The sequence below is a fragment of the Jiangella endophytica genome (genome assembly GCF_003427025.1).
Classification (GTDB): domain Bacteria; phylum Actinomycetota; class Actinomycetes; order Jiangellales; family Jiangellaceae; genus Jiangella; species Jiangella endophytica.
In genome coordinates this window covers 264,174-286,175 of the sequence record NZ_QVAI01000003.1, presented here as the reverse complement: position 1 = coordinate 286,175, position 22,002 = coordinate 264,174, and the positions used below count along the sequence as shown (strand labels likewise).

The following is a 22,002-nucleotide window of genomic DNA, read 5'->3' as shown; positions in this document are numbered from 1 at the left end:
GATGGCCGAAGAACTCCAAGATCAACGTGGGGTTGGGGTTGGGGGCGGGGGCGCGGGCGCGGACGGAGGCGCCACGCCGGTCACCTGGCCGGAGGCATCGGTGCGGTAGCGGCCGCGGGACAGGTCGATCAGCACCAGCGCGTTGCCGAACGGGTCCTCGACGACGGCGACCCGGCCCACCGGGACGTCGGCCGGCGGCGAGACCACCGTCCCGCCAGCGTCGACGACCTGTGCCAGGGCCGGTTCCACCGCGTCGACCAGCCACACCGGCCCGGGCGGCACGTCGGTTGCGAGCACCAGCTCGCTCTCGCCGCCGGGCAGCCGCAGCCCGGCCTGGCCGATCGCGTCGTGCCGCCAGAGCAGCTCGTGCCCCAGCTGGTCGCGGTAGAACGCCAGGCCGGCGTCGAGATCGGGCACCCGGACCACGACGGCGTCGACGGCGCGCAGGACCGAACCGTCAGGCATGCCCGCAGACCGGCGCGGCGTCGGCGATCGGCAGCGGGGCCGGCGCGCCCACCGTCGGCATACCCAGCAGCACCCCGGGCGCGGCCGCCACCGGCGCCGTCGTGGCCCGCTCATAGGCGTCGCCCGCGCGGGTGCGTCGCAGCTCGTACGTGGGACCGTCGGCCACCAGGTGGTGCGGCGCGGCGTAGCTGACCTGCACCGTCGCCATGTCACCCGGCCGCGGCGCAGCCGCACCGGACGGGACGGAGAAGTGCACCAGGCGGTTGTCGCGGGCCCGGCCGGACAGCCGGTGGGTGGCGCCGTCCTTGCGGCCCTCGCCCTCGGCGACCAGCACCTCGACTTCGCGGCCGACGAAGGCGCGGGACTCGGCCCAGGCCACCTCCTCGACCAGTGCGGCCAGCCGCTGGTAGCGCTCGCGCACGACCTCGGGCGGCACCTGGTCGTCCATGGTGGCGGCCGGGGTGCCGGGGCGCTTGGAGTACTGGAACGTGAACGCGGACGCGAACCGTGCCTCGCGGACCACGTGCAGCGTCTCCTCGAAGTCGGCGTCGGTCTCGCCCGGGAAACCGACGATGATGTCGGTGGTGATGGCGGCGTGCGGCATGGCGGCACGCACCTTATCGACGATGCCGAGGTAGCGCTCCTGCCGATACGAGCGGCGCATGGCCCGCAGCACGCTGTCGGAGCCGGACTGCAGCGGCATGTGCAGCTGCGGCATGACGGTGGGCGTGGACGCCATGGCCTCGATCACGTCGTCGGTGAAGTCGCGCGGATGCGGGCTGGTGAACCGGACCCGCTCCAGCCCGTCGACGGCGCCGACGGTGCGCAGCAGCTTGCCGAACGCGTACCGGTCGCCGAACTCGACCCCGTAGGCGTTGACGTTCTGGCCCAGCAGCGTGACCTCGATGACGCCTTCGGCGACCAGTGCCTGCACCTCGGCCAGGACGTCGCCCGGCCGGCGGTCGCGCTCGCGCCCGCGCAGCGCCGGCACGATGCAGAACGTGCAGGTGTTGTTGCAGCCGACGCTGATGGCGACCCAGGCGGCGTACGGGCTCTCGCGCCGCGACGGGAGGTCGGACGGGAACGTCTCGAGCGCCTCGACGATCTCGACCTGCGCCTCCTCCTCGACGCGCGCGCGGTCGAGGAGGGCCGGGAGGGAGCCGACGTTGTGAGTGCCGAACACGACGTCGACCCACGGCGCCCGGCGGGTGATCTCGGATCGGTCCTTCTGCGCCAGGCAGCCGCCGACGGCGATCTGCATGCCGTCGCGGCCGGCCTTCACCGACGCGAGGTGACCGAGGTTGCCGTACAGCTTGTTGTCGGCGTTCTCGCGGACCGCGCACGTGTTGAGCACGACGACGTCGGCCGTCGCCTCGTCACCGGCGCGGACATAGCCCGCGTCCTCCAGCAGCCCGGCCAGCCGCTCGGAGTCGTGGACGTTCATCTGGCACCCGTAGGTGCGAACCTCATACGTGCGCGCGTTCATGTCGCCACCAGGATAGTGGCTCGCCGGTCAGGGTTCGGGGGCCCCGGCGCCCCCGAACCCCGCTCGCTCCTTACCGCACGCGCACGGTGAAGCGTTTGGCGTTCTCCTGGTGGCCCTTCACATCGACGGAGATCCAGCGGAACGTCGTCGTGGCGGACACCTCGATCACCTCGCCGGGCTCGCGCATGGCGGCCGCCTCGTACACCGGCGACTCCGTGGTGGGCGTGCTGCCGTCGGTCGTGTAGTGGATCGACGCCGGCTCGCTCGGCTCGAACGTCACGTGCACCGTGCCGTCGGGCTGGCGCTCCTGCACCAGGCGGGTCGTCGCCGGCTGCCGGTCGGCGGCGTAGTCGGCGGCGATCTCGAACATCTCGATCACGCCACTGGCGTACTCCTGGTACTGCTGGTGGGCCTCGGGCCAGGCCGGCTGGAAGCCGCCGCCGGAGTCCCAGCCACCCGTCTCCGGGTTCCACTGCACGCCGCCGATCTCCCAGCCGAACGCGTAGATCCCGTAGTTGAAGTAGAGGTCCTCGCGGACGTTGCCGGCCGACGAGTACAGGACGTCGGACGAGCCGCCGACGTTGCCGGGCTGGACCACGGTGTCACGCAGGCCCTTGACGTTGGACAGGATCTCCTCCGCCATGTCCCAGTAGTACGTCTCGTCGCGCAGCGGCGGGCGCGGCGTCGTGACGCGGCCGTCCGCGATGTACGCGCCCGGCTGCCAGAACAGCTGGCCGCCGTAGCTGTGCACCGTCATGAAGAACTTCAGGTTGTCGAACGTGTCCGCCAGCCAGACGATGTTCCGCGTCTCCGGCTCCGACAGCTTGTCCGGGCCCATGTACGTGTCGCTGGTGCAGGAGAACGAGGCGCCGTCGTAGCCGTCGACCGCCGAGCCGACCCGGTAGTTGCGGTTGAGGTCGACGCCCCAGTTGCCGCGCGCGTTGGCGTCGGCCGACCCGGTCAGCGGGCAGTGGTTGGTCATGTTCCGGCGCTGGCCGGCCCGGTCGAAGAAGCTGTAGTGCGCGCCGTCGGGGTTGTTCGACGGGACGATGAGGATGTCGACGTTGCGCAGGATCCGCCGGGTCGTGGGGTCGTTGTCGCGGTTGGCCAGCAGCCGCTCGGCCGCCTCCAGCGCGACCAGCGGCGTCACCCATTCGCGGGCGTGGTCCTGGGCGATGATCAGCACGCCCGGCTTCGACCCGTCGCGGTGTTCGCCGATGCGCAGCGCCCGCAGCGGGAACGGCCCGCGCTCGACCGAGTTCGGCGCCGACAGGAAGTCGCTGAGCAGCGTCGGCGCGGCCGGGGCGACGACGCCCGCGCCGGCGTTGCCGCGGTACGTGTAGGCCCGGATCAGCGTGCCCGCCTCGGCGTTCAGCGCCGCGACCACCTGGGCGGCGGTGCTGGTCACGACGCCGGCGGCGTCCGTGGCGAGGTGGACGGTGACCGCGTCGCCGTCGACGGTGACGTCCAGCGCGCTGCTCGCGACGCCGGGGGCGGCCAGCTCGACGGAGATGTCGTTGCCGCCCTCGTGGCCCCAGGCCAGCGAGTCGACGGCGACCCGGTTGTCGTTGGCCGTGCCGAACACCGCCTGGGCGAGCCGCTGGTAACCGTTGGACTGGTTCGGCAGTTCGACGATCTCGGTGACGTCCGGGTGCTCGGCGTGCAGCTCGTCGAGGCGCTCGTAGATCTCGGTCGGGTTCATGTACCCGTCGATGAAGTCGTACTCGTAGCCGGGCCGGTCGACGTCGGCGTCGGCCTCGTGCAGCCAGTCGGTCACCGGCACCGTCGAGCTGCCGCCGAGCGAGCTGGTGACGGTGATCTCGTCCGGCCGCGGGCCGTCCGCCCTCGTCAGGACCCGGTGGTAGAGGTACTCGCCGGAGTCGATGTAGGCCGGCAGCTCCACCGAGCCGCCGTCCCAGCTCAGCGTCAGGGTGGCGCCGTCGAGCGCGTCGGACTTCGCCTCGACGGAGAGGAAGCCCTGGCCCTTGGTGGTGAACCAGTCGACCCGGCCGACGACGACGGCGTCCGTGTCGGCCGCCGTGGCCGCCCGGGGCGCCGGCGCCGGTGCCGCCGTCGTCACCGGGACCTCCGCCGCCACCGTCGCGCCGTACTCGTCCAGCCCGGCCAGCTGCTCGGCCGTGAGCAGGGCGTCGACGACGACGCCGTCGGGGACCCGCTCGTACTGGCCGGCGAAGTCGTACCCGGCGTCCTCCATCGCGTACAGGGCCTCGCTGCCCGGGACGTGGACCCGCACCACGCGCTCGTCCGGCAGCGGGAGTTCCTGCCGCACCGGCGCCGGGTCCGGCGACGGGTCGTTGGCCTGCGCGGACAGCCCGGCCGCGGCGAGACCGGCCGTCGCCGCCGCGACGATCACCACCCGCGCCGTTCGTCGTGTGAGACTCATGATCATGACCTCCTCGGGGAGATACCACGCAAGCAGCCCGGCCACCGCGGCCGGAAGCCACTTGAGCAGCTCTTAGGGTTTCCGTTCTCGGTAGTGCCGCAGTGCACCCGGATGCAGGTCGACCGGCCCGGTGTAGATCGCCCGGCGGCCGTTGAGCTGGGCGGCGGCCGCCACCTCGTCGGCGATCGCGGCCCGCCGGCCGAACAGCGTCGCGGTGACCTCCGCGATGAGGGCGTCGTCGGCCTCGGCACCGGTCACCAGGAAGTTGGGAACGGCCAGGGTGATGACCGGCTCGGTCATCCCATAGGAGCCGGCGGGCACGACAGCCTGACGGTAGACGCCGTCGTAGGCGCGGCTGAGGACGCCGACCTCGGGCGTGAGGTCCACCAGCCGGATCGGCACCGTCCGCGTCAGCTCGGCCACGCCCGGCGTCGGCAGCCCGCCGGACCAGAAGAACGCGTCGAGCGCGCCGTCGCGCAGCGCCGCGATCGACCCGTCGATGCCGAGCGGGTCGGCCACCAGCTCGCTCTCGTCGACGCCGGCCGCGGCCAGCAGCCGCCGCGCGATGACCTCGGTGCCGGAGCCGACGGCCCCCAGCGACACCCGCCGGCCGCGCAGGTCGGCCAGCTCGGTGACGTCGGAGCCGGCCGGCACCACCACGTGCACGAGGTCGTCGTAGAGCCGGGCCACGGCCCGGATCGGCAGCGCCGCCCGGAACGGCGCCCGGCCGGCGACGGCGTCCGCCGCGGCGTCGGCGGCGGTGAAGCCCAGCAACGCCTCACCGGTGGCCACCAGGCCGAGGTTCTCCACCGACCCCGCCGTCTCGACCACGCCGGCCTCGACGCCGAGCTGCCGCGCCAGCTCACCGGCCAGCCGGTCGCCGTAGGCGTAGTAGACGCCGGTGGTGCCGCCGCCGGCGACGACGACCGGCGCGGCACCGGGCTGCGCCCCGTCGAGGCAGCCGGTGGCCGCGACGACCACGGCGGCGAGGACGGCCAGCACCCGTCTCATGCGACCGGAGCCTCGATCGGGATCCACAGCGTCACCGCGAGGCCGCCGCCGTCGGCCGCCGCGACGTCGAGATGACCGCCGCAGGAGCCGAGGAACTCGGTCGCGATGGCCAGCCCCAGCCCGGCGCCGCGGGCGTTCTGGTGCTGCGGGCTGCGCCAGAACCGGTCGGTGACGTGGTCGATCTCCTCGGGCGCGAGCCCGGGCCCGTGGTCGCGGACCGTGATGCGGGCGCGGTCGCCGGCCGCCTCGACCCGCACATCGACGATGCTGCCGGCCGGGGCGAACTTGAGCGCGTTGTCGACGACGGCGTCCAGGGCACTCTCGACGACGATGTCGTCGACCTCGCACCACACCTCGCCGCGGGCGTCCAGGGCGACCGCGATGCCGGCCTCGCGGGCCACCGGCCGCCAGGCGTTCAGCCGGCCGCGCACCAGCGCGCCCAGCTCGGCCGGTGCGACGGCGTTCGGCACCCCCTGGTCGCGCGCGAGCATCAGCAGTGCGTCCAGGATCCGCGCCATCCGGCGGCCCTCCTCGCGGACGTGCTCGATCTCCGGCGTCGCGGTGTCGCCGAGCGACAGGTCCAGGGCCTCGACCCGCAGCAGCAGCGCGTTCAGCGGGTTGCGCAGCTCGTGCGAGGCGTTGGAGACGAACTCCTGCTGCTTGTAGATGAGCTGCTCGACCTTCTCCGACATGCCGTTGAACGCCGTCACGACGCGGCGCAGCTCCGGCGGGCCGGACGCGCCGGCGATGCGGGCCCCGACGTGGCCGTGCCAGATCTCCGTCATGGCGGCGTCGACCATGCGGACCGGCCGCAGCACCCAGTGCGCCAGTCGGCTGGCCAGCAGGACGCCGACGGCCAGGGCCGCGACCCCGCCGAGCAGCAGGACCGCCAGCTGCCGCCGGTGCTGCTCGGCCAGCTGCCGGCTGCTCGACGACGTGACGACGACGCCGAGCAGGTCGCCGCTGTCGAACACCGGCTCGGCCACCAGCAGCTCCCCCGCCGACCACGGCGACATCTCGTCCAGCGTGCTCTCGGAGCGGCCGGACAGAGCCGCGTCGACCGCCCGCTGCCGCGGTTGCTCGAGGTCGTCGATGCGCAGCCCGTTGGTCGCCCAGATGCCGCCGGAGTTGTCCAGCACGGCGGCCTGGATGCCGTAGACGTCGCGGTAGCGGTCCAGCTCGCGGTCGACCAGCTGCGGGTCGCCGGCCGCGAACGCCTGCCGGGCCGTCGCGACGAACAGGTTCGCGTCGGCCAGCCGGTCGAGGTACAGCTCCTGGTGACCGGCGTGCGAGAGGCTGCGGGCGTAGGCGACGCCGAGCACCACGAGCAGAGCGGTCAGCGGGATGGTGAGCACCGCGATCAGCCGGGCGCGCACCGGGCCTACCGCGAGGCCAGGCGGTAGCCGACGCCGCGGACCGTCTCGATGACGTCGTCGGGCCCGAGCTTGCGCCGGATCGAGGCGACGTGCACCTCCAGGCTGCGGCCGAGCCCGCGCCAGCTGGTCTGCCAGACCTCACGCAGGATGCGCTCACGGGGCAGCGCGACGCCGGGGTGCCGAGCCAGCAGCGCCACGACGTCGAACTCCTTCTTGGTCAGCGCGACCGGGTGCGACCCCGCCTCGACGCGCCGCGCGGCCAGGTCGATGACGACATCGCCGACCCGGACCAGCTCGCCGCCCGGGCCCACCCGGGGCCGGCCACGGCGCTCGACGGCGCTCATCCGCGCGATGAGCTCGCGCACGTCGTACGGCTTGACCAGGTAGTCGTCGGCGCCGACCTCCAGACCCGTGACCCGTGCGTGGACCTGCGAGCGCGCCGTCACCATGATGACCGGGACGTCGGAGACCCGGCGGATGCGCCGGCACAGCTCCAGCCCGTCCATGTCGGGCAGGCCCAGGTCGAGCAGCACCATGTCGGTGCCGCTGTCGACGGCGCGCAGCGCGGCCGCCGCGTCCTCGGCCCGCACCGTGTCGTACCCGTGCCGGGTGAGCACCGCGGCCAGCGCGCCCGCGACGTGATTGTCGTCCTCGACCAGCACCACGCGCATGGATTCACGCTCCGGGGATCGGGGTGATATGCGGCAAATAATGCCATATCACACGCCACCTGACAGTGGTCGTGACAGAGCTGGACGCCACCGAGCTGCGATCTCGGCGGCGTCCAGCGACTCGACGGGTGACTCCGGATCAATGACCGACGGCCGACCCTGCCGCCGCGCGGACGATCGCGCCGCCCTCGCGACCGGTCAGCACGCCGTCCGCGCGCAGCTCGTTCACCGCGGCGGTGACGTGCCGGACGAACGCGCCGTGCGACGCCCACTCCACGTCGTCCTGCACCCGGTTGTTGACGGTGCAGCCGTCGGCGAGCGTGGCGTTCGGGACACCGCTGTCGACGTCACCGACGACGACGGTGCCGCGCAGGTCCGGGTACTCCCGCCGCGCCTCGACGATCGGGTAGCGAGCGTCGGCGTCGAACAGCAGCGGGACGATCGGCCGGGCCTCCTGCGCCATCGGCACGAAACCGCGTCCGGAGGCGTAGGACTCGACCCGGAACAGGTCGCGGTGCAGCTCGGTCGCGGCCAGCTGGTCGTCGGTGAGGACGTACGCGCAGGCGGCCGGCGCCAGGATCTCGTCCGGGGCCGGCGGCCGGTTGTCCTGGCCGCCCCAGAAGACCGGCGCGCCCGATGCGCCCTTGACCAGCTCGTGGGCCCGGGCCGCCGCGATGGACTCCTGCACCCCGTCGCCGTTCTCGATGGCGAAGTCCAGCGTCGAGTAGAACCCGAGCTCCTGCATGCGGACCCGCTCCAGCGGCGGGTTGGCCGTGCTGCTCTCCGTCAGCAGGCCGACTCCGCCCCGCAGGCCGGCGACGTTGCGGAAGATCCGCTCGTCGCCCTCCGTGCTGGACGTGTACCAGTCGACCACGTAGTCCTCGTCCTCGAGCACGTCGCGCATGCTCTGCGCCAGCTCGCCGGAGAGCGCCCGCAGCGGGTCGTCGACGTTGAGGTTGCGCGGCCACAGCATGGCGAAGTCCAGCGTCCGCGAGCCCATCTCGTGCGCGTCCCACGAGATGGTGGGCCGCACATCGCGCAGGACACGGCCGATCGCCTGCGACTCCAGCTCCTCCAGGTAGTGATGGTCGCGGTTGACGTCGGTGCCGTTCGAGTTGCCGCGGGTGTTCGCCTCGCGTCCGTCCGGGTTCGCCGTCGGCACCACGAGCACCGTCGTCGTCCGCAGGAACTCCAGCAGCTCCGGGTCGTCGGTGAGCGCCAGGTCGCGGATCTCCTGCAGGCACATCTCCCGCGGCGCCGGCTCGTTGCCGTGCTGGCTGCATACGATGAACACCGTCTTGGTGCCGTCCAGCTCGTCGACCTCCGGTGGCGCCGGGTTGCCGATGCGGGCCAGGTGCAACGGCCGGCCCTGCAGCGTGCTGCCGAACTGCTCGATGTCGAGCCGGTCCGTCAGCGCGTCGAGCTGCTCCAGGTAGGCCTGCTCCTCGTCGAACGTCGTCCAGCTCTCGCCGCCCCGCAGCTCGAACCCGGTCCGCGGTGGCTCCTCGGCGGCCGTCGCCGTGGTCGCCGCGCTCGCCAGCAACGCCGTCGTCGTCGCCGCCGTCGCCAGACCGGTCAGGACCGCGCGCACGCGGTCACGTCTCGTCGTCATGGAAACCTCCTCGTTGGGGCGGACCTCGCAGCCCGGCCGCTCGTTGGCTCCTGACCCCCGCACTCGCATGCAAGCAGTGCCCGGACGCCCGGTGAACCCGTGTTGAGCAGGTGCTGAGGTTCCGGCGCCGCCCCGGCCCCTGCGTGACCGGGACGGCCGGGAAAGGTCACGCGACGAGTTCCCAGTTCGTTACCAAGAGGTGACCTCAACCGCAGCTCAAAGGGCATGACAGGCGGTCGTCTCCGCCATACGGTTGACGCTTGTCCCGGGAACGTCGTGAAGGTGGTGGTGTGAGTCCATGAGCCGGAACCGCAGCCTGGACGTCGCACGATGAGCGGCGAGCCGGCCGGCGGGCCGCTGGTCGAGCTGAGCGGCGTCAACAAGCACTTCGGCGCTCTGCACGTGCTCCGCGACATCGATCTGAGCGTCACCCGCGGCGAGGTGGTCGTCGTCATCGGCCCGTCCGGGTCGGGCAAGTCGACGCTCTGCCGGACCATCAACCGTCTGGAGACCATCGACTCCGGCACCATCACCGTCGACGGCCAGCCGCTGCCCGCCGAGGGCAAGGCGCTGGCCCGGCTGCGCGCCGACGTCGGCATGGTGTTCCAGGCGTTCAACCTGTTCGCGCACAAGACCGTGCTGCAGAACGTCACGCTCGGGCCGACGAAGGCCAAGGGCGTGAAGAGGTCCGAGGCGGAGAAGACGGCGATGGAGCTGCTCGACCGCGTCGGCGTCGCCGACCAGGCCGGCAAGCTGCCCGCCCAGTTGTCCGGCGGTCAGCAGCAGCGCGTCGCCATCGCCCGGGCGCTGGCCATGAAGCCCAAGGTCATGCTGTTCGACGAGCCCACCTCCGCGCTCGACCCGGAGATGATCAACGAGGTGCTCGACGTCATGACCACCCTCGCCCACGACGGCATGACGATGATCGTCGTCACGCACGAGATGGGCTTCGCGCGGCGGGCCGCCAACCGCGTCGTTTTCATGGACGCCGGCAGCATCGTCGAGGAGGCCACCCCGGAGGAGTTCTTCACGAACGCCCAGAGCGACCGGGCCCGCGACTTCCTCAGCAAGATCCTCACGCACTGAGACGCCGAAGCAACCAGAGGAGAAACTCCATGCGTACCACCCGACCCAGACTGCGCCGCTTCAGCGCACTGGCCGCGACGGCGCTGACCGCGTCGCTCGTGCTGGCCGCCTGTGGCGACGACGACGGCGGTGACGACAGCGGCAGCGGCGACGAGGCCACCGCCGAGGCCAGCGACTTCCCCGATGGCAGCACCATGGCCGAGCTCGCCGACGCCGGCGAGATCACCGTCGGCACCAAGTTCGACCAGCCGCTGTTCGGCCTGGTCGGCCCCGACGGCACGCCCGTCGGCTTCGACGTCGAGATCGCCAAGATCATCGCCACCGAGCTCGGCATCAGCGAAGACAACATCAACTGGGTCGAGACGGTCTCCGCCAACCGCGAGCCGTTCATCCAGGACGGCCAGGTCGACATCGTCGTGGCCACCTACACGATCAACGACGAGCGCAAGGAACTGGTCGACTTCGCCGGCCCGTACTTCATCGCCGGTCAGACGATCATGGTGCTCGAGGACAACAGCGACATCAACGGCCCCGACGACCTCGCCGGCCGCCGCGTCTGCTCCGTCGAGGGCTCGACGCCGGCCGAGAACATCCGCACCAACTACCCCGAGGCCGAGCTGTTCCCGACCGGCGCCTACTCCGACTGCCTGGAGCCGCTGCGCAACGGTCAGGTCGACGCCGTCACCACCGACAACGTCATCCTGTCGGGCTTCGTCGACCAGAACCCGGGCGAGTTCAAGCTCGTCGGCGACCCGTTCACCGAGGAGCCCTACGGCATCGGGCTCGAGCACGGCAACACCGAGTTCCGCAACTGGATCAACGACGTGCTCGAGGCCGCCTACGAGGACGGCCGCTGGGCCGAGGCGTGGGAGGCGACCGCGGGCGCGGTCCTCGACACGCCGGAGCCGCCGCAGGTCGACCGCTACTGACGGCCCGTATCGGATGGACCGCCGCCCACGACGGGCGGCGGTCCATCCGTTCTGAGTCCGACCGTCCGAGAAGGGCTGCCAGATGGACACCGTGATCGACGAGCTCCCGCTGTACTGGGAGGGGTTCACCACCACGCTCGCGCTCACCCTGCTGTCCGCCGTCATCGCGCTGGTGGTGGGGACGATCCTCGGTGCCTTCCGGGTGTCGCCGGTGCCGACGCTGCGCTGGTTCGGCACGGTGTACGTCGAGATCGTGCGGAACACCCCGCTGACGCTGGTCTTCATCTTCTTCGTGTTCGTGGCGCCGCAGCTGGGCTGGACGCCGTCGGACTTCTTCGCCCCCGCGGTGGTGGCGCTGTCGGTCTACACGGCGGCGTTCGTGTGCGAGGCGGTGCGGTCGGGCATCAACAGCGTCGGACTGGGCCAGGCCGAGGCGTCGCGCGCCATCGGGCTGACGTTCCCGCAGACGCTGCGGCTGGTGGTGCTGCCGCAGGCGTTCCGCACGGTGGTCCCGCCGCTGATCAACATCTTCATCGCATTGACGAAGAACAGCTCCGTCGCCGGCGGCTTCTTCGTCGCCGAGCTGTTCGGCGTCGCCCGGCAGCTCACCAATGCGCACCCGGCCGACATCATCCCCGTGCTGATCGGCATTGCGGCCTTCTACCTGATCATCACCATTCCGGCCGGAATCCTCGCCGGATACGTCGAGCGGAAGGTGGCGTTCGCCCGATGAGCTCCATCCTGTACGACGCCCCCGGCCCGCGCACCCGCCGCCGCACCATGGTGTGGTCGGTCGTCGGCGCCCTGTTCGTGCTCGGCCTGCTGTACCTCGCCTACCGGCAGCTCGACTCCCGCGGCCAGTGGGAACCGGAACGCTGGCAGATCTTCACCGAACCGCCGCTCGGCCAGAGCGCGAGCGACGTGTGGCGCTCGCTGCTGATCGACGGTCTGGGCGCGACGCTGCGGGCGGCGGGCATCGCCGCCGTCATCGCGCTGGCGCTGGGCGTGCTGCTCGCGGTGCTGCGGATGGCGGGGACGCGCTGGGTGCGCTGGCCCGTCACGACGGTCATCGAGTTCTTCCGCGGCCTGCCGGTCGTGCTGCTGATGTTCTTCGGCGTCATCGCGGTCGGCCTGCCGATCTTCTGGGGCGTCGTGTTCGGCCTGGTCATCTACAACAGCGCGATCTTCGCCGAGATCCTGCGGGCCGGCATCGTGTCGCTGCCGAAGGGCCAGTCCGAGGCCAGCTACGCGATCGGGCTGAGCCGGTGGCAGACGCTGTTCACCGTGCTGCTCCCCCAGGCCATTCGCCGCATGCTGCCGTCGCTGGTCAGCCAGCTGGTGGTGCTGCTCAAGGACACGTCGCTCGGGTTCATCATCGGCTACGCGGAGCTGCTACGGCGGCTGCAGCTGAACACGCAGTTCTTCGGCCAGCGCTACTGGTTCCAGTTCTTCGTCGTCGGCGCGGCCATCTACATCGCCGTCAACTTCACGCTCTCGCGGCTCGCGGTCTACCTGGAGCGGCGTGGCACGGCGAAGGCTGCCGGTGGCGTGGCCAAGGCCGACGACGCGGCCATCGGCGGCACGACCGCCACCGGCATCTCCGTCTGACGTCCGCAGTTCCCGGCCGGCCTCAGGCCTTCCTCAGCGGGCGAACTCGGTCGACCGGGACTCGCGGACGACGGTGATGCGGATCTGACCGGGGTAGGTCAGTTCCTCTTCCACCTGCTTGGCGATGTCGCGGGCCAGCACCTGCGCCTGGATGTCGTCGACGACGTCGGGCAGCACCATGACCCGCACCTCGCGGCCGGCCTGCATGGCGAAGACCTTCTCGACGCCGTCGTGGCTCATCGAGATCTCCTCCAGCCGCTCCAGCCGCTTGACGTACGCCTCCAGCGACTCGCGGCGGGCGCCCGGGCGGCCACCCGAGATGGCGTCGGCGGCCTGGGTGAGGACGGCCTCGACGGTGCGCAGCTCGACCTCGTTGTGGTGCGCCTCGATGGCGTGCACGACGTCGTCGTTCTCGCCGTAGCGGCGGGCGATCTCGGCGCCGATGAGCGCGTGGCTGCCGTCGACCTCGTGGGTGAGCGCCTTGCCGATGTCGTGCAGCAGCGCGCACCGCTTCGTCAGCTTGATGTCGAGGCCCAGCTCGCCGGCCATCATGCCGGCCAGGTGGGCGGACTCGATGAGGTGCTTGAGCACGTTCTGCCCGTACGACGTCCGGTACCGCAGCCGGCCCAGCAGCGAGACGAGGTCGGGGTGCATGTCGGTGACGCCGACCTCGACCAGCGCGTCCTCGCCGGCGCGCACGCACAGCGCCTCGACCTCGGCCTTGCTCTTCTCGTACTGCTCCTCGATGCGGTGCGGGTGGATGCGCCCGTCCAGCACCAGCTCCTCGAGCGTCAGCCTCGCCACCTCGCGGCGGACGGGGTCGAAGCAGGACAGCAGCACCGCCTCGGGTGTGTCGTCGATGATCAGGTTCACGCCGGTGACCTGCTCGAACGCACGGATGTTGCGGCCCTCGCGGCCGATGATGCGGCCCTTCATCTCGTCGCCGGGCAGGTGCAGCACCGACACGACGGACTCGGCCGTCTGCTCCGAGGCGAGCCGCTGGATGGCGAGCGTGATGATCTCGCGCGCGCGGGCCTGGCCGTTCTCGTTGGCTTCCTTCTCGATGTCGCGCACCCGCATGACGGCGGCGCGCTTGGCCTCGTCCTCGACGGCGGCGACGAGTTCGGCCTTGGCCTGCTCGGCGGTCAGCTGCGCGGTGCGTTCGAGGACGGCGCGGCGCTCGGCCTCCAGTGCGGTCAATTCCTCGGTGCGGCCGGCGATCTCGGTGGCCTGCGTCTCGACCTCGCGCAACCGCTCCTCCAGCGACTGGGTGTCGGCCGTGACGCGTTCCTCGCGTTCGACCAGCCGCTGCTCGCGGCGGTCGAGGTCGGCGCGCTGCTCTCGCAGGTCGGCGCCGGCCTGGTCGGCGCGCTCGCGGGCCTTCTCGGCCTCGGCGGTGGCGCGGGTCTTCAGCTCGGCGGCTTCGGTGGCGGCGGTCGCGCGCAGTTCCTCGACGTCGCGCCGGGCCTTCGCCCGGACGTCATCGGCCTCACTCTGGGCCGTCGACCGTAGCCGCATGGAATCGGCTTCGATCTGTGCGAACAGCTCAGCGGAGTTGGCGCGCGTGCCCTCGACGCCGCGGAGCCGACTGAACAAGGCGTAGAGCGCTACAGCCAGTAGCGCCACGACCACCAGTCCGACCAGCAGAATTGCCGTTCCGGTGTTCATCGACGGGCTCCCTCACATATGGCGATCTGCGCAGGCAGATCGGCTGCTGGCGGGAACCGCACCACGACCGCGCCCGCACCGCGGACGGCGCGAGCCTCTCGGACCACCGGCATGCCGCATCAACGCTGCGGCATGCACGCCTCGACCAGCCCTTTCGGCCTGCCCTGCGCCGGCCTCGACGGTGCTGTGGTGTCGAGCATTGCCATGTTCACTATGTCCGATCCGCGGTCGCGGAGTTGTTCTCCACCTTTGGAGTTGAGGTTACGTAAGGGTGTACACACGGTCAAGCAGCGCGAACGCGTGCCACGCCGCGTTTTGCGCCTGTGCGCTGCGACGATGCGAATCAGCCGTCGACGTCCGCCCGTTCGCCCCGCTTCGCGGCCGGCTCGGTCCTGGCCGTTGATCATGTGCGGTCGCGGCGTGTCAGCGACCGCGAGGGATCATGATCAACGGGCAGCTCCTCGGGCGACCAGATGATCACCGGCGTTCGCTGGTGTTCTGGCACCGGTGATCGCCGACGATCATGGGTCTCCGGGATCCCCCGTCATCGGCGGCTGGGTGATGTGGGGGGTCGTTCCGACGTTTGCCGCAAGCGGGGTCAGGCCGCAGGCGGCCGTCGCTCTGAGGGCCGAGCGGGGTCAGGTCGCATCACTCATCGTCACCCCGCAGGGCGGGCGGAGTCAGTCGGCGAGGAAGTCGTCGGGGAGGTCCATGCCGTCGACGCCGTCGGACTCGAGGGCTTCGCGGACGACCCGGAAGGCGAGGCCGGGCGGGTAGCCCTTGCGCGCGAGCAGTCCGGTGAGCCGGCGAGTGCGGGCGACCGGTTCGAGGCGCCGGGTGCTCGGCAGCCGCGCGGCGACGAGCGCCCTTGCGGTCGCCTCCTCCTGCTCGGGATCGACCGTCTCGACGGCATCGTCGGCGACGGCGGGCTCGACGCCGCGTTTGCGCAGCTCGTAGCCGAGCGCGCGGCGGGCCAGGCCTCGGCCAGCGTGCCGGGACTCGACCCACGCTCGCGCATAGGCCGCGTCGTCGACCAGGCCGACGTCGGTGAAGCGGTCCAGCACGCCGTCGCGGACCTCTTCGGGTACGCCCTTGCGCGCCATCGCGGCATCGAGCTGCGCTCGGGTCTGCGGCGCGGCCGACAGCCGGTTCAGCGCGACCGTCCGCGCCACCGACTCCGGATCGGCGTCAGGATCGAGCTCAGGCCCCGGCTCACCGCCGGAACCGCCGCGACCGCGACGGCCACGGGTGACGCCGGTGCCGGTGCCGGTCTCGCTCCGGCGCCCCCGCGGCCGGCGTCGCACGGGGCCGCCGTCGGATGCCGGCCCACCGAAGGGTTCCGGCCGGTCCTCGGCCACCTCGCCCTCAGCGTCGGCGGCTCGGACACCGCCGAGATCGGGTTCACGGCGGCCGGCCGCGGGTCGCCGGTGCACATCGCCGACGCCGGTGCTGACCCGATCTCGCGCGTCGTCAACGCCATCAGCGCCGGCGTCGATACCGGCGATGTCGGCATCAGTGAAGTCAGCACCGCTGTCGTCGCCGCCGCCACCCCGATGGGAGCCACGAGCGGTCGGGAGGCTACGTGCATCCGGCCGGTCCACGTCCGCCGGCCGGTCGACATCCGCTCTCCGGTCGACGTCCGGTTGCTGGCCGAGGCCGGCCAGGCGGTCGTCCGGGCCGGCCGAGCGGGCAGGGTCGTCCGCCCGCTCGGGGTCGTCCGGGCGGCCGCGCCGCGACCGCCCGGCGTTGCTGCTCACCACGGCTGGCTCAGAAGTCGACCGGAGCCTCTTCGACGGCGGCATCGATCTTCGGGCCGACGCCGAGCTTCTCCTTGATCTTCTTCTCGATCTCGTCGGCGAGGTCGGGGTTGTCCTTGAGGAAGTTGCGGGCGTTCTCCTTGCCCTGCCCCAGCTGGTCGCCCTCGTAGGTGTACCAAGCACCGGACTTGCGCACGATGCTCTGCTCGACGCCGAGGTCGATGAGGCCACCCTCGCGGCTGATGCCTTCGCCGTAGATGATGTCGAACTCGGCCTGCTTGAACGGCGGGGCCACCTTGTTCTTGACCACCTTGACGCGGGTGCGGTTGCCGACCGCGTCGGTGCCGTCCTTGAGCGTCTCGATGCGGCGGACATCGAGGCGGACGGAGGCGTAGAACTTCAGCGCCTTGCCGCCGGTGGTGGTCTCGGGCGAGCCGAAGAACACGCCGATCTTCTCGCGCAGCTGGTTGATGAAGATGGCGGTGGTCTTCGACTGGCTCAGCGCACCGGCGATCTTCCGCAGCGCCTGGCTCATCAGCCGGGCCTGCAGACCGACGTGGCTGTCGCCCATCTCGCCCTCGATCTCGGCCTTGGGCACCAGCGCCGCCACCGAGTCGACGACGATGATGTCGAGCGCGCCGGAGCGGATGAGGGTGTCGGCGATCTCGAGCGCCTGCTCACCGGTGTCGGGCTGGGAGACGAGCAGGGAGTCGGTGTCGACCCCCAGCGCCTTCGCGTAGTCGGGGTCGAGCGCGTGCTCGGCGTCGATGAAACCGGCGACGCCGCCGGCGCGCTGGGCGTTGGCCACCGCGTGCAGCGCGACGGTGGTCTTACCGGAGGACTCAGGGCCATAGATCTCGATCACCCGGCCGCGCGGCAGGCCGCCGATGCCGAGCGCGACGTCGAGAGAGATGGCTCCGGTGGGAATCACCTCGATGGGGACCCGGGCCTCCTCGCCCAGCCGCATCACCGAGCCCTTGCCGAACGAGCGCTCGATCTGCGCGAGCGCGGCTTCGAGCGCCTTATCGCGGTCCGCGGAAACAGCCATGGGCACCACCTGGGGTCGACGGGCCGGCGCACGGCCCTGCGTTTTCTTGGTCATCGCCGGAGACGTTACGCGGTGCCACCGACAAGATCGAGAACGAACTCCGAACCTGTGGACAACCGCGCCAACCGAGCTTCGGTGTGGACAGAAGAGACTCTATGCCGAACGGGTGTTCGAGAGCGAACGACACGCCGGAATCAGCATCGCGACGACCGGAGCCGCCAGCAGGACGGCAGCGGCGGCGTTCAGCACGCCGTACCCGAAGGATCCCACGACGACCCCGGCGAGCGCTCCCCCGCCGGCCGCGGCCAGTCCCATCAGCAGGTCCGACGAGCCCTGCACGGCAGGACGGTCGGCAGCGTCGACGGCGTCCGTCAGCAGTGTCGACCCGGCCACCATGCACGCCGACCAGCCCAGCCCGAGCAGGAACAGCCCGGCCGTCAGCCCCGGCGAGTGGCCCTCGTGCGCCGTGCCCGCCAGCGCGACCGAGGCCAGCAGCACGACCACCCCGCCCAGGATGACCGGGACCCGGCCGACGCGGTCGGCCAGCCAGCCCATGACCGGCGACAACGCGAACATGCCGGCCACGTGGACGCTGATGACGAAGCCGATGACGGAGATCGAGGCGCCGCCGTGCGTCATGTGCACCGGCGTCATGACCATGACGGTCACCATGACGGTGTGCCCGACGACGACGGAGACCAACCCGAGCACCGCCGGCGGGCTGGCCGAGATGGCCGTCCACCCGGCCCGCAGCACACCCCGCCGCCGCGCGGGCCGGTCACCGGACGCGCCCTGCCGCCGGGCCGTCAGCAACGGGTCGGGCCGCAGACCGCCCAGGATGACCAGCGCACCCAGCCCCAGCACCACGGCGCCGACGAGGAACGGCCCGGCCAGCGGTTCGATGCCCAGCGACGACGCGAGGTCGCCGGCGGGACCGGCGAGGTTCGGCCCGGCCACCGCGCCCACCGTCGTGGACCAGACGACGACGGAGAGCGCGCGGCCGCGACCGGCGGCCGGCGCGAGGTCGGTGGCGGCATAGCGGGCCTGCAGCCCGGCCGCCGTCCCACCGCCCAGCAGCGCCGTGCCCACCAGCAGCAGCGGGAACACCTGTAGCTGCGTCGCGACCAGCGCGATCAACGCGCCCACGGCACCGAGCGCGTACGTCACGCCGAGCCCGACGCGCCGGCCGTACGACATCGCCAGCGACGCGGCCGGCATCGCCAGCAGCGCCGCGCCGAGCACCTGTGCACTCTGCACCAGGCCGGACAGGTCGTCGCGGCCGAACACATCGGTGACGACGACGGCGCCGACGGCGATGGCCGCGGACACGCCGAGCCCACCCGTGACCTGACTGGCGACGAGCGTCCGCACGGTCTTCCGCTGGACCGCCTGGATGGCCCCGGCGCTTTGCGCCTCGCTCACCGCAGCAGCAGCCGTTCGATGCGCCGCGCCGCGAACAGCACGCCCACGAGACCCATGACCGCGAGATACGCCACGTGCGCCAGGATGCCCCACGCGACGTCACCGAGCATGAGGTCCCTGATCATCGCCACGCCGTGGTAGAGCGGCGTCGCCTGCACGATCCACCGGATCGACTCGTCGTACGTCGACAGCGGGTAGAACGTGGCCGAGAACAGGAACATCGGCAGCAGCGCCAGCTGGATGTAGTCGAAGTCCTGCCAGCTGCGCAGATAGGTGGTGACGGACATGCCGACGGCGGCGAACGCGAGCCCGATGAGGCTGGCCGCCGGCAGCGCCAGCAGCGCCCACCAGGAGTGCACGACGCCGGCGGCCGCGGCCACGATCAGGAACGTCGTGGAGTACAAGAGCCCGCGCAGCAGCGCCCAGCCGATCTCGCCGACGGCGACATCGCGCGGCCCGAGCGGCGTGGCCAGCACGGAGTCGTACAGCTTGGCGTACTTGAGCTTGAAGAACAGGTTGAACGTGGAGTCGAAGACGGCGCCGTTCATGGCGGCCGCCGCCATCATGGCCGGAGCGACGTAGGCGGCGTACTCGACCATGCGCCCGCCGCCGGTGTCGACGTCGCCGATGAGCGCGCCGAGCCCGACGCCGAGTGAGAACAGGTAGAAGATCGGCTCGAAGATGCCGCTGACCAGCGTGATCCAGCCGTGCCGGAAGGCGCGCGCATTGCGCTCGATCAGGGTGCGGGCCAGGCCGGCGCCGGCCGGAATGGGCAGCGCACGGGCGATCGCGTTGACGGCGCTCATGTGACCAGCCGCTTCCGGAAGCTCGCGAGCGCCAGCCACAGCCCGCCCACGACCCACAGCAGCAGGTAGGCGACGTGCCCGAGCGAGCCGGCCACCGTCGCCGTGCCCATGACCAGGCTGCGGCACAGCTCGACGCCGTGCCACAGCGGTGTCGCCATGGCGACCGCCTCGAGCCCCGCGGGCAGCTGCTCGACCGGGAAGAACGTGCCGGAGAACAGGAACATCGGCATGATGATGAACCGGAACAGCACATTGAAGCCGCTGTCGTTGTCCTGCCGGGCGGCGAACGCGAAGACCGGCGTGGTGAACGCCAGCCCGGTGAGGATGGCGGCGAACACCGCGCCGACGACCCACCAGGACGTGATGGCGCCCAGCGCGACGGCAACCAGGGCGAACGCGACGCTGGTGATGGCGATGCGCATGGCGACGAACGCGACGTGCCCGAGGACGAGGTCGGCGATGCCCAGCGGCGCGGCCAGCATGGCGTGGTACTGCCGCTGCCATTTCAGCGCACCCATGACCGGGAACGTCGACTCGCCGACGGCGGTCTGCATGGCCTGGGCGGCGAGGATGCCCGGCGCGATGAACTCGACGTAGCCGGGCGCGCCGAGCCCGCCGCCGTCGACCAGCGTGCCGAGCCCGAACCCCATGGCGAGCAGGAAGAACAGCGGGCCCAGGAAGCCGCTGATGATCGAGCCGCGCCAGACCCGCCGGTAGTTGGCCAGCCAGTACGCGAACGCGCGCCCGGCCATGCGCCCCTCGCGCGGCTGCGCAAGCGTCGTCGTCGCCATCAGTCGACCAGCGTCCGGCCGGTGAGGTGCAGGAACACGTCCTCGAGCGTGGAGCGGCGGGCCAGGACGGACAGCGGCTCGAGCCCGCGTGCCTGCACCGCGGCCGCGGTGGCGTCGCCGTCGTCGGTGTAGAGGAGCAGGCGGTCGGGCAGCACCTCGACGCGTTCGGCGAGGTCGGTGAGCTTGGTGGCGTACGGCGCGTGGTCGTCGGCGGCGAAGCGCAGTTCGAGCACCTCGCGAGTGGAGTGCAGCGCGATGAGCTCGCGCGGCGACCCCTCGGCGACGATGCGGCCGCCGTCCATGACGACCAGGCGGTCGCAGAGCTGCTCCGCCTCGTCCATGTAGTGGGTGGTGAGCACGAGCGTGACGCCGGAGCGTTTCAGCCGGAACAGCCGGTCCCACAGCACGTGCCGGGCCTGGGGGTCGAGCCCGGTGGTGGGCTCGTCGAGCAGCAGCAGCTCGGGGTCGTTGACCAGCGAGCGGGCGATGGTGAGCCGCCGCTTCATGCCGCCCGACAACGGTTCGACGACGCTGTTCGCGCGCTCGGTGAGCTGGGCGAACTCGAGCAGCTCGTCGGCCTTGGCGCGCACGTGCGCCCGCGACAGCCCGAAGTAGCGGCCGTACACGAGGATGTTCTCGCGCACCGTCAGCTCCTCGTCGAGCGTGTCGCGCTGCGGCACCACGCCCAGCCGCGCCCTGATGGCCGGCCCGTCCGTCGCGGGGTCGCGCCCGAGGATGCGCAGGCTGCCGTCGGTGGGCGGCGAGACGCAGCCGATCATGCGCATGGTCGACGACTTGCCGGCGCCGTTCGGCCCGAGGAAGCCGAACGCCTCACCCCGCCGCACCTCGACGTCGATGGCGTCGACCGCGGCGAACTCGCCGAACCGCTTCGTGAGCCGGTGGGCGCTGATCATGGGCTGGTCGCCGGCGTGATCCGTCACACATCCGGACGCTACCCCGCCGGTCCGACAGCGGGCATCCGAGTTTCGCCCGGATGCGCCCGCTCAGCCCGCCGTCTGGACCACGTCTCGGACGTAGAACAGGTACCAGAGCCGGACCGGCGTTCCCTCGCCCTCGCCGATGGCCATCCGGGGCATGATCGCGGTGGACACCTCACCGTTCGCGCCGTTGTAGTTCTTCTCGTGGCGTGTCACGTTGACGTCGGCGGTCTCGGCCCAGCGCGCGCTCTCAGCCCACCCGGCGACCCGCTCGGCATCGACGCCGAGGAGTTCTGCGTCCGCCACCATCCGGTCGGCGGCGGCCTGGCCGTCGGCCTCGGTCCAGAACAGGTTGACCTGGTCCACGTAGCCGTGCCGGGTGGTCACCGTCATCTGCTCGGTGCGCCCGGACCAGGTGCCGGTGGGGAGCTTGAGGCTCACGGTGGGGTCGTCGGGCACGTCGACGATCACCATCTGGTCCGCCGGGAGTCCCAGGGCTTCCGCCTCGAGCGGCCGGGTCAGGTCCCACTGGAGGGTGTTGCCGTCCCCGAAGAGCTGGGCGCCGCCGTCGTCGTCACCGCCGACGCGGATGGTGCAACCGGCCGTCACCGTCAGCGCGAGGATCGCGGCCGCCGAGAGGAACGCCCGCCGGGCCGGCATCGTCACGTCCTCAGCGCTCGCCGGGTGGCAGGCGCAGGGCGTCGGCGACGGCACGCCAGACCACCTTGGTGTCTTCGCCGGCCGCCAGCGCCTGGTGCACCGTCCGCCCGCCGAGGCCCTCGATGACGTAGTCGCGCGCCCACGAGTCGGCGTAGGTGGAGCCCAGTTGGTGCTCCATCCGCTCCCAGAAATCCGTCAACCGCACCCGGCCAGTATCCCTCACCGCGAACGGCGCCCGACCTTGTCGGTGGGGAGAGCGATGAT

20 protein-coding genes are annotated in these 22,002 nt (G+C 71.7%); 4 read left to right on the top strand and 16 right to left on the bottom strand.

Going from position 1 to position 22,002, the window contains the following annotated elements; translation table 11 throughout:
- Positions 1-21: 21 nt before the first annotated feature.
- The 7 genes from DZA62_RS08245 to DZA62_RS08215 all read right to left on the bottom strand — a co-directional run bounded on the left by DZA62_RS08245 (position 22) and on the right by DZA62_RS08215 (position 9,025).
- The gene (locus tag DZA62_RS08245; RefSeq protein ID WP_157987546.1) at positions 22-465 is read right to left on the bottom strand and encodes a VOC family protein; all 444 of its coding nucleotides are present in this window, start codon (positions 463-465) and stop codon (positions 22-24) included.
- Positions 458-1,951, bottom strand: coding sequence for a tRNA (N6-isopentenyl adenosine(37)-C2)-methylthiotransferase MiaB (miaB, locus tag DZA62_RS08240; protein ID WP_116948386.1), 1,494 nt, complete (start codon positions 1,949-1,951; stop codon positions 458-460). The genes DZA62_RS08245 and miaB overlap by 8 nt, the downstream gene beginning before the upstream one ends.
- 70 nt (positions 1,952-2,021) lie before the next feature.
- Positions 2,022-4,355 (bottom strand): M14 family metallopeptidase, encoded by a 2,334-nt coding sequence (locus DZA62_RS08235; protein ID WP_157987545.1) that lies wholly within the window; start codon positions 4,353-4,355, stop codon positions 2,022-2,024.
- Positions 4,356-4,427: 72 nt separating this feature from the next.
- The gene (locus tag DZA62_RS08230) at positions 4,428-5,366 is read right to left on the bottom strand and encodes a TAXI family TRAP transporter solute-binding subunit (protein ID WP_116948384.1); all 939 of its coding nucleotides are present in this window, start codon (positions 5,364-5,366) and stop codon (positions 4,428-4,430) included.
- Complete coding sequence (locus DZA62_RS08225) at positions 5,363-6,742, bottom strand: ATP-binding protein (RefSeq protein ID WP_116948383.1); 1,380 nt, start codon at positions 6,740-6,742, stop codon at positions 5,363-5,365. The genes DZA62_RS08230 and DZA62_RS08225 overlap by 4 nt, the downstream gene beginning before the upstream one ends.
- A 5-nt stretch (positions 6,743-6,747) precedes the next feature.
- Positions 6,748-7,413 (bottom strand): response regulator transcription factor, encoded by a 666-nt coding sequence (locus DZA62_RS08220; RefSeq protein ID WP_116948382.1) that lies wholly within the window; start codon positions 7,411-7,413, stop codon positions 6,748-6,750.
- Positions 7,414-7,552: 139 nt separating this feature from the next.
- Complete coding sequence (locus DZA62_RS08215; protein WP_198663538.1) at positions 7,553-9,025, bottom strand: M14 family metallopeptidase; 1,473 nt, start codon at positions 9,023-9,025, stop codon at positions 7,553-7,555.
- 330 nt (positions 9,026-9,355) lie between these two features.
- Between DZA62_RS08215 and DZA62_RS08210 the strand changes: the two genes are divergently transcribed.
- From DZA62_RS08210 to DZA62_RS08195, 4 genes are all read left to right on the top strand, one after another.
- A complete protein-coding gene (locus DZA62_RS08210) occupies positions 9,356-10,111 on the top strand; it encodes an amino acid ABC transporter ATP-binding protein (RefSeq protein WP_116948380.1) in 756 nt (251 codons plus the stop codon).
- 29 nt (positions 10,112-10,140) lie between these two features.
- Positions 10,141-11,040, top strand: a complete 900-nt coding sequence (locus DZA62_RS08205; RefSeq protein WP_116948379.1) for a glutamate ABC transporter substrate-binding protein — start codon at positions 10,141-10,143, stop codon at positions 11,038-11,040.
- Positions 11,041-11,122: 82 nt separating this feature from the next.
- On the top strand, positions 11,123-11,773 hold the full coding sequence (locus DZA62_RS08200; RefSeq protein ID WP_116948378.1) for an amino acid ABC transporter permease: 651 nt from the start codon (positions 11,123-11,125) through the stop codon (positions 11,771-11,773).
- On the top strand, positions 11,770-12,648 hold the full coding sequence (locus DZA62_RS08195) for an amino acid ABC transporter permease (protein WP_116948377.1): 879 nt from the start codon (positions 11,770-11,772) through the stop codon (positions 12,646-12,648). Before DZA62_RS08200 ends, DZA62_RS08195 begins: the two co-directional genes overlap by 4 nt.
- 33 nt (positions 12,649-12,681) lie before the next feature.
- On the opposite strand, the gene rny is transcribed toward DZA62_RS08195, so the two are convergent.
- From rny to DZA62_RS08150, 9 genes are all read right to left on the bottom strand, one after another.
- Positions 12,682-14,166: a ribonuclease Y gene (rny, locus tag DZA62_RS08190; protein ID WP_408618440.1), complete on the bottom strand. Its 1,485-nt coding sequence runs from the start codon at positions 14,164-14,166 to the stop codon at positions 12,682-12,684.
- A gap of 830 nt (positions 14,167-14,996) precedes the next feature.
- Positions 14,997-16,073, bottom strand: a complete 1,077-nt coding sequence (locus DZA62_RS36245) for a regulatory protein RecX (RefSeq protein ID WP_198663537.1) — start codon at positions 16,071-16,073, stop codon at positions 14,997-14,999.
- A 10-nt stretch (positions 16,074-16,083) separates the two neighbouring features.
- The gene (gene recA, locus DZA62_RS08180; protein WP_116948375.1) at positions 16,084-17,121 is read right to left on the bottom strand and encodes a recombinase RecA; all 1,038 of its coding nucleotides are present in this window, start codon (positions 17,119-17,121) and stop codon (positions 16,084-16,086) included.
- A 153-nt stretch (positions 17,122-17,274) separates the two neighbouring features.
- Positions 17,275-18,543: an MFS transporter gene (locus tag DZA62_RS08175; RefSeq protein ID WP_116948374.1), complete on the bottom strand. Its 1,269-nt coding sequence runs from the start codon at positions 18,541-18,543 to the stop codon at positions 17,275-17,277.
- Positions 18,540-19,349: an ABC transporter permease gene (locus DZA62_RS08170; protein WP_116948373.1), complete on the bottom strand. Its 810-nt coding sequence runs from the start codon at positions 19,347-19,349 to the stop codon at positions 18,540-18,542. The genes DZA62_RS08175 and DZA62_RS08170 overlap by 4 nt, the downstream gene beginning before the upstream one ends.
- On the bottom strand, positions 19,346-20,140 hold the full coding sequence (locus tag DZA62_RS08165; protein ID WP_198663536.1) for an ABC transporter permease: 795 nt from the start codon (positions 20,138-20,140) through the stop codon (positions 19,346-19,348). The genes DZA62_RS08170 and DZA62_RS08165 overlap by 4 nt, the downstream gene beginning before the upstream one ends.
- Positions 20,140-21,054, bottom strand: coding sequence for an ABC transporter ATP-binding protein (locus DZA62_RS08160; RefSeq protein ID WP_116948371.1), 915 nt, complete (start codon positions 21,052-21,054; stop codon positions 20,140-20,142). The genes DZA62_RS08165 and DZA62_RS08160 overlap by 1 nt, the downstream gene beginning before the upstream one ends.
- A gap of 90 nt (positions 21,055-21,144) precedes the next feature.
- The gene (locus DZA62_RS08155; protein ID WP_157987544.1) at positions 21,145-21,738 is read right to left on the bottom strand and encodes a hypothetical protein; all 594 of its coding nucleotides are present in this window, start codon (positions 21,736-21,738) and stop codon (positions 21,145-21,147) included.
- A 10-nt stretch (positions 21,739-21,748) separates the two neighbouring features.
- Positions 21,749-21,943 carry a DUF3046 domain-containing protein gene (locus tag DZA62_RS08150; protein WP_116948369.1) on the bottom strand — a complete coding sequence of 65 codons (195 nt, stop codon included), beginning with the start codon at positions 21,941-21,943 and terminating at the stop codon, positions 21,749-21,751.
- Between the last annotated feature and the right edge of the window lie 59 nt (positions 21,944-22,002).

Bases quoted from the DNA above. Each gene is read 5' to 3' on its own strand.
- DZA62_RS08155 (WP_157987544.1), bottom strand. From the start codon at position 21,738: ATGCCGGCCCGGCGGGCGTTCCTCTCGGCGGCCGCGATCCTCGCGCTG.
- DZA62_RS08200 (WP_116948378.1), top strand. From the start codon at position 11,123: ATGGACACCGTGATCGACGAGCTCCCGCTGTACTGGGAGGGGTTCACC.
- DZA62_RS08215 (WP_198663538.1), bottom strand. From the start codon at position 9,025: ATGACGACGAGACGTGACCGCGTGCGCGCGGTCCTGACCGGTCTGGCG.
- DZA62_RS08170 (WP_116948373.1), bottom strand. From the start codon at position 19,349: ATGAGCGCCGTCAACGCGATCGCCCGTGCGCTGCCCATTCCGGCCGGC.
- DZA62_RS08160 (WP_116948371.1), bottom strand. From the start codon at position 21,054: ATGATCAGCGCCCACCGGCTCACGAAGCGGTTCGGCGAGTTCGCCGCG.
- DZA62_RS08220 (WP_116948382.1), bottom strand. From the start codon at position 7,413: ATGCGCGTGGTGCTGGTCGAGGACGACAATCACGTCGCGGGCGCGCTG.
- DZA62_RS08245 (WP_157987546.1), bottom strand. From the start codon at position 465: ATGCCTGACGGTTCGGTCCTGCGCGCCGTCGACGCCGTCGTGGTCCGG.
- DZA62_RS08210 (WP_116948380.1), top strand. From the start codon at position 9,356: ATGAGCGGCGAGCCGGCCGGCGGGCCGCTGGTCGAGCTGAGCGGCGTC.
- DZA62_RS08235 (WP_157987545.1), bottom strand. From the start codon at position 4,355: ATGAGTCTCACACGACGAACGGCGCGGGTGGTGATCGTCGCGGCGGCG.
- miaB (WP_116948386.1), bottom strand. From the start codon at position 1,951: ATGAACGCGCGCACGTATGAGGTTCGCACCTACGGGTGCCAGATGAAC.
- DZA62_RS08165 (WP_198663536.1), bottom strand. From the start codon at position 20,140: ATGGCGACGACGACGCTTGCGCAGCCGCGCGAGGGGCGCATGGCCGGG.
- DZA62_RS08195 (WP_116948377.1), top strand. From the start codon at position 11,770: ATGAGCTCCATCCTGTACGACGCCCCCGGCCCGCGCACCCGCCGCCGC.
- DZA62_RS08205 (WP_116948379.1), top strand. From the start codon at position 10,141: ATGCGTACCACCCGACCCAGACTGCGCCGCTTCAGCGCACTGGCCGCG.
- recA (WP_116948375.1), bottom strand. From the start codon at position 17,121: ATGGCTGTTTCCGCGGACCGCGATAAGGCGCTCGAAGCCGCGCTCGCG.
- rny (WP_408618440.1), bottom strand. From the start codon at position 14,166: ATGCGGCTACGGTCGACGGCCCAGAGTGAGGCCGATGACGTCCGGGCG.
- DZA62_RS08230 (WP_116948384.1), bottom strand. From the start codon at position 5,366: ATGAGACGGGTGCTGGCCGTCCTCGCCGCCGTGGTCGTCGCGGCCACC.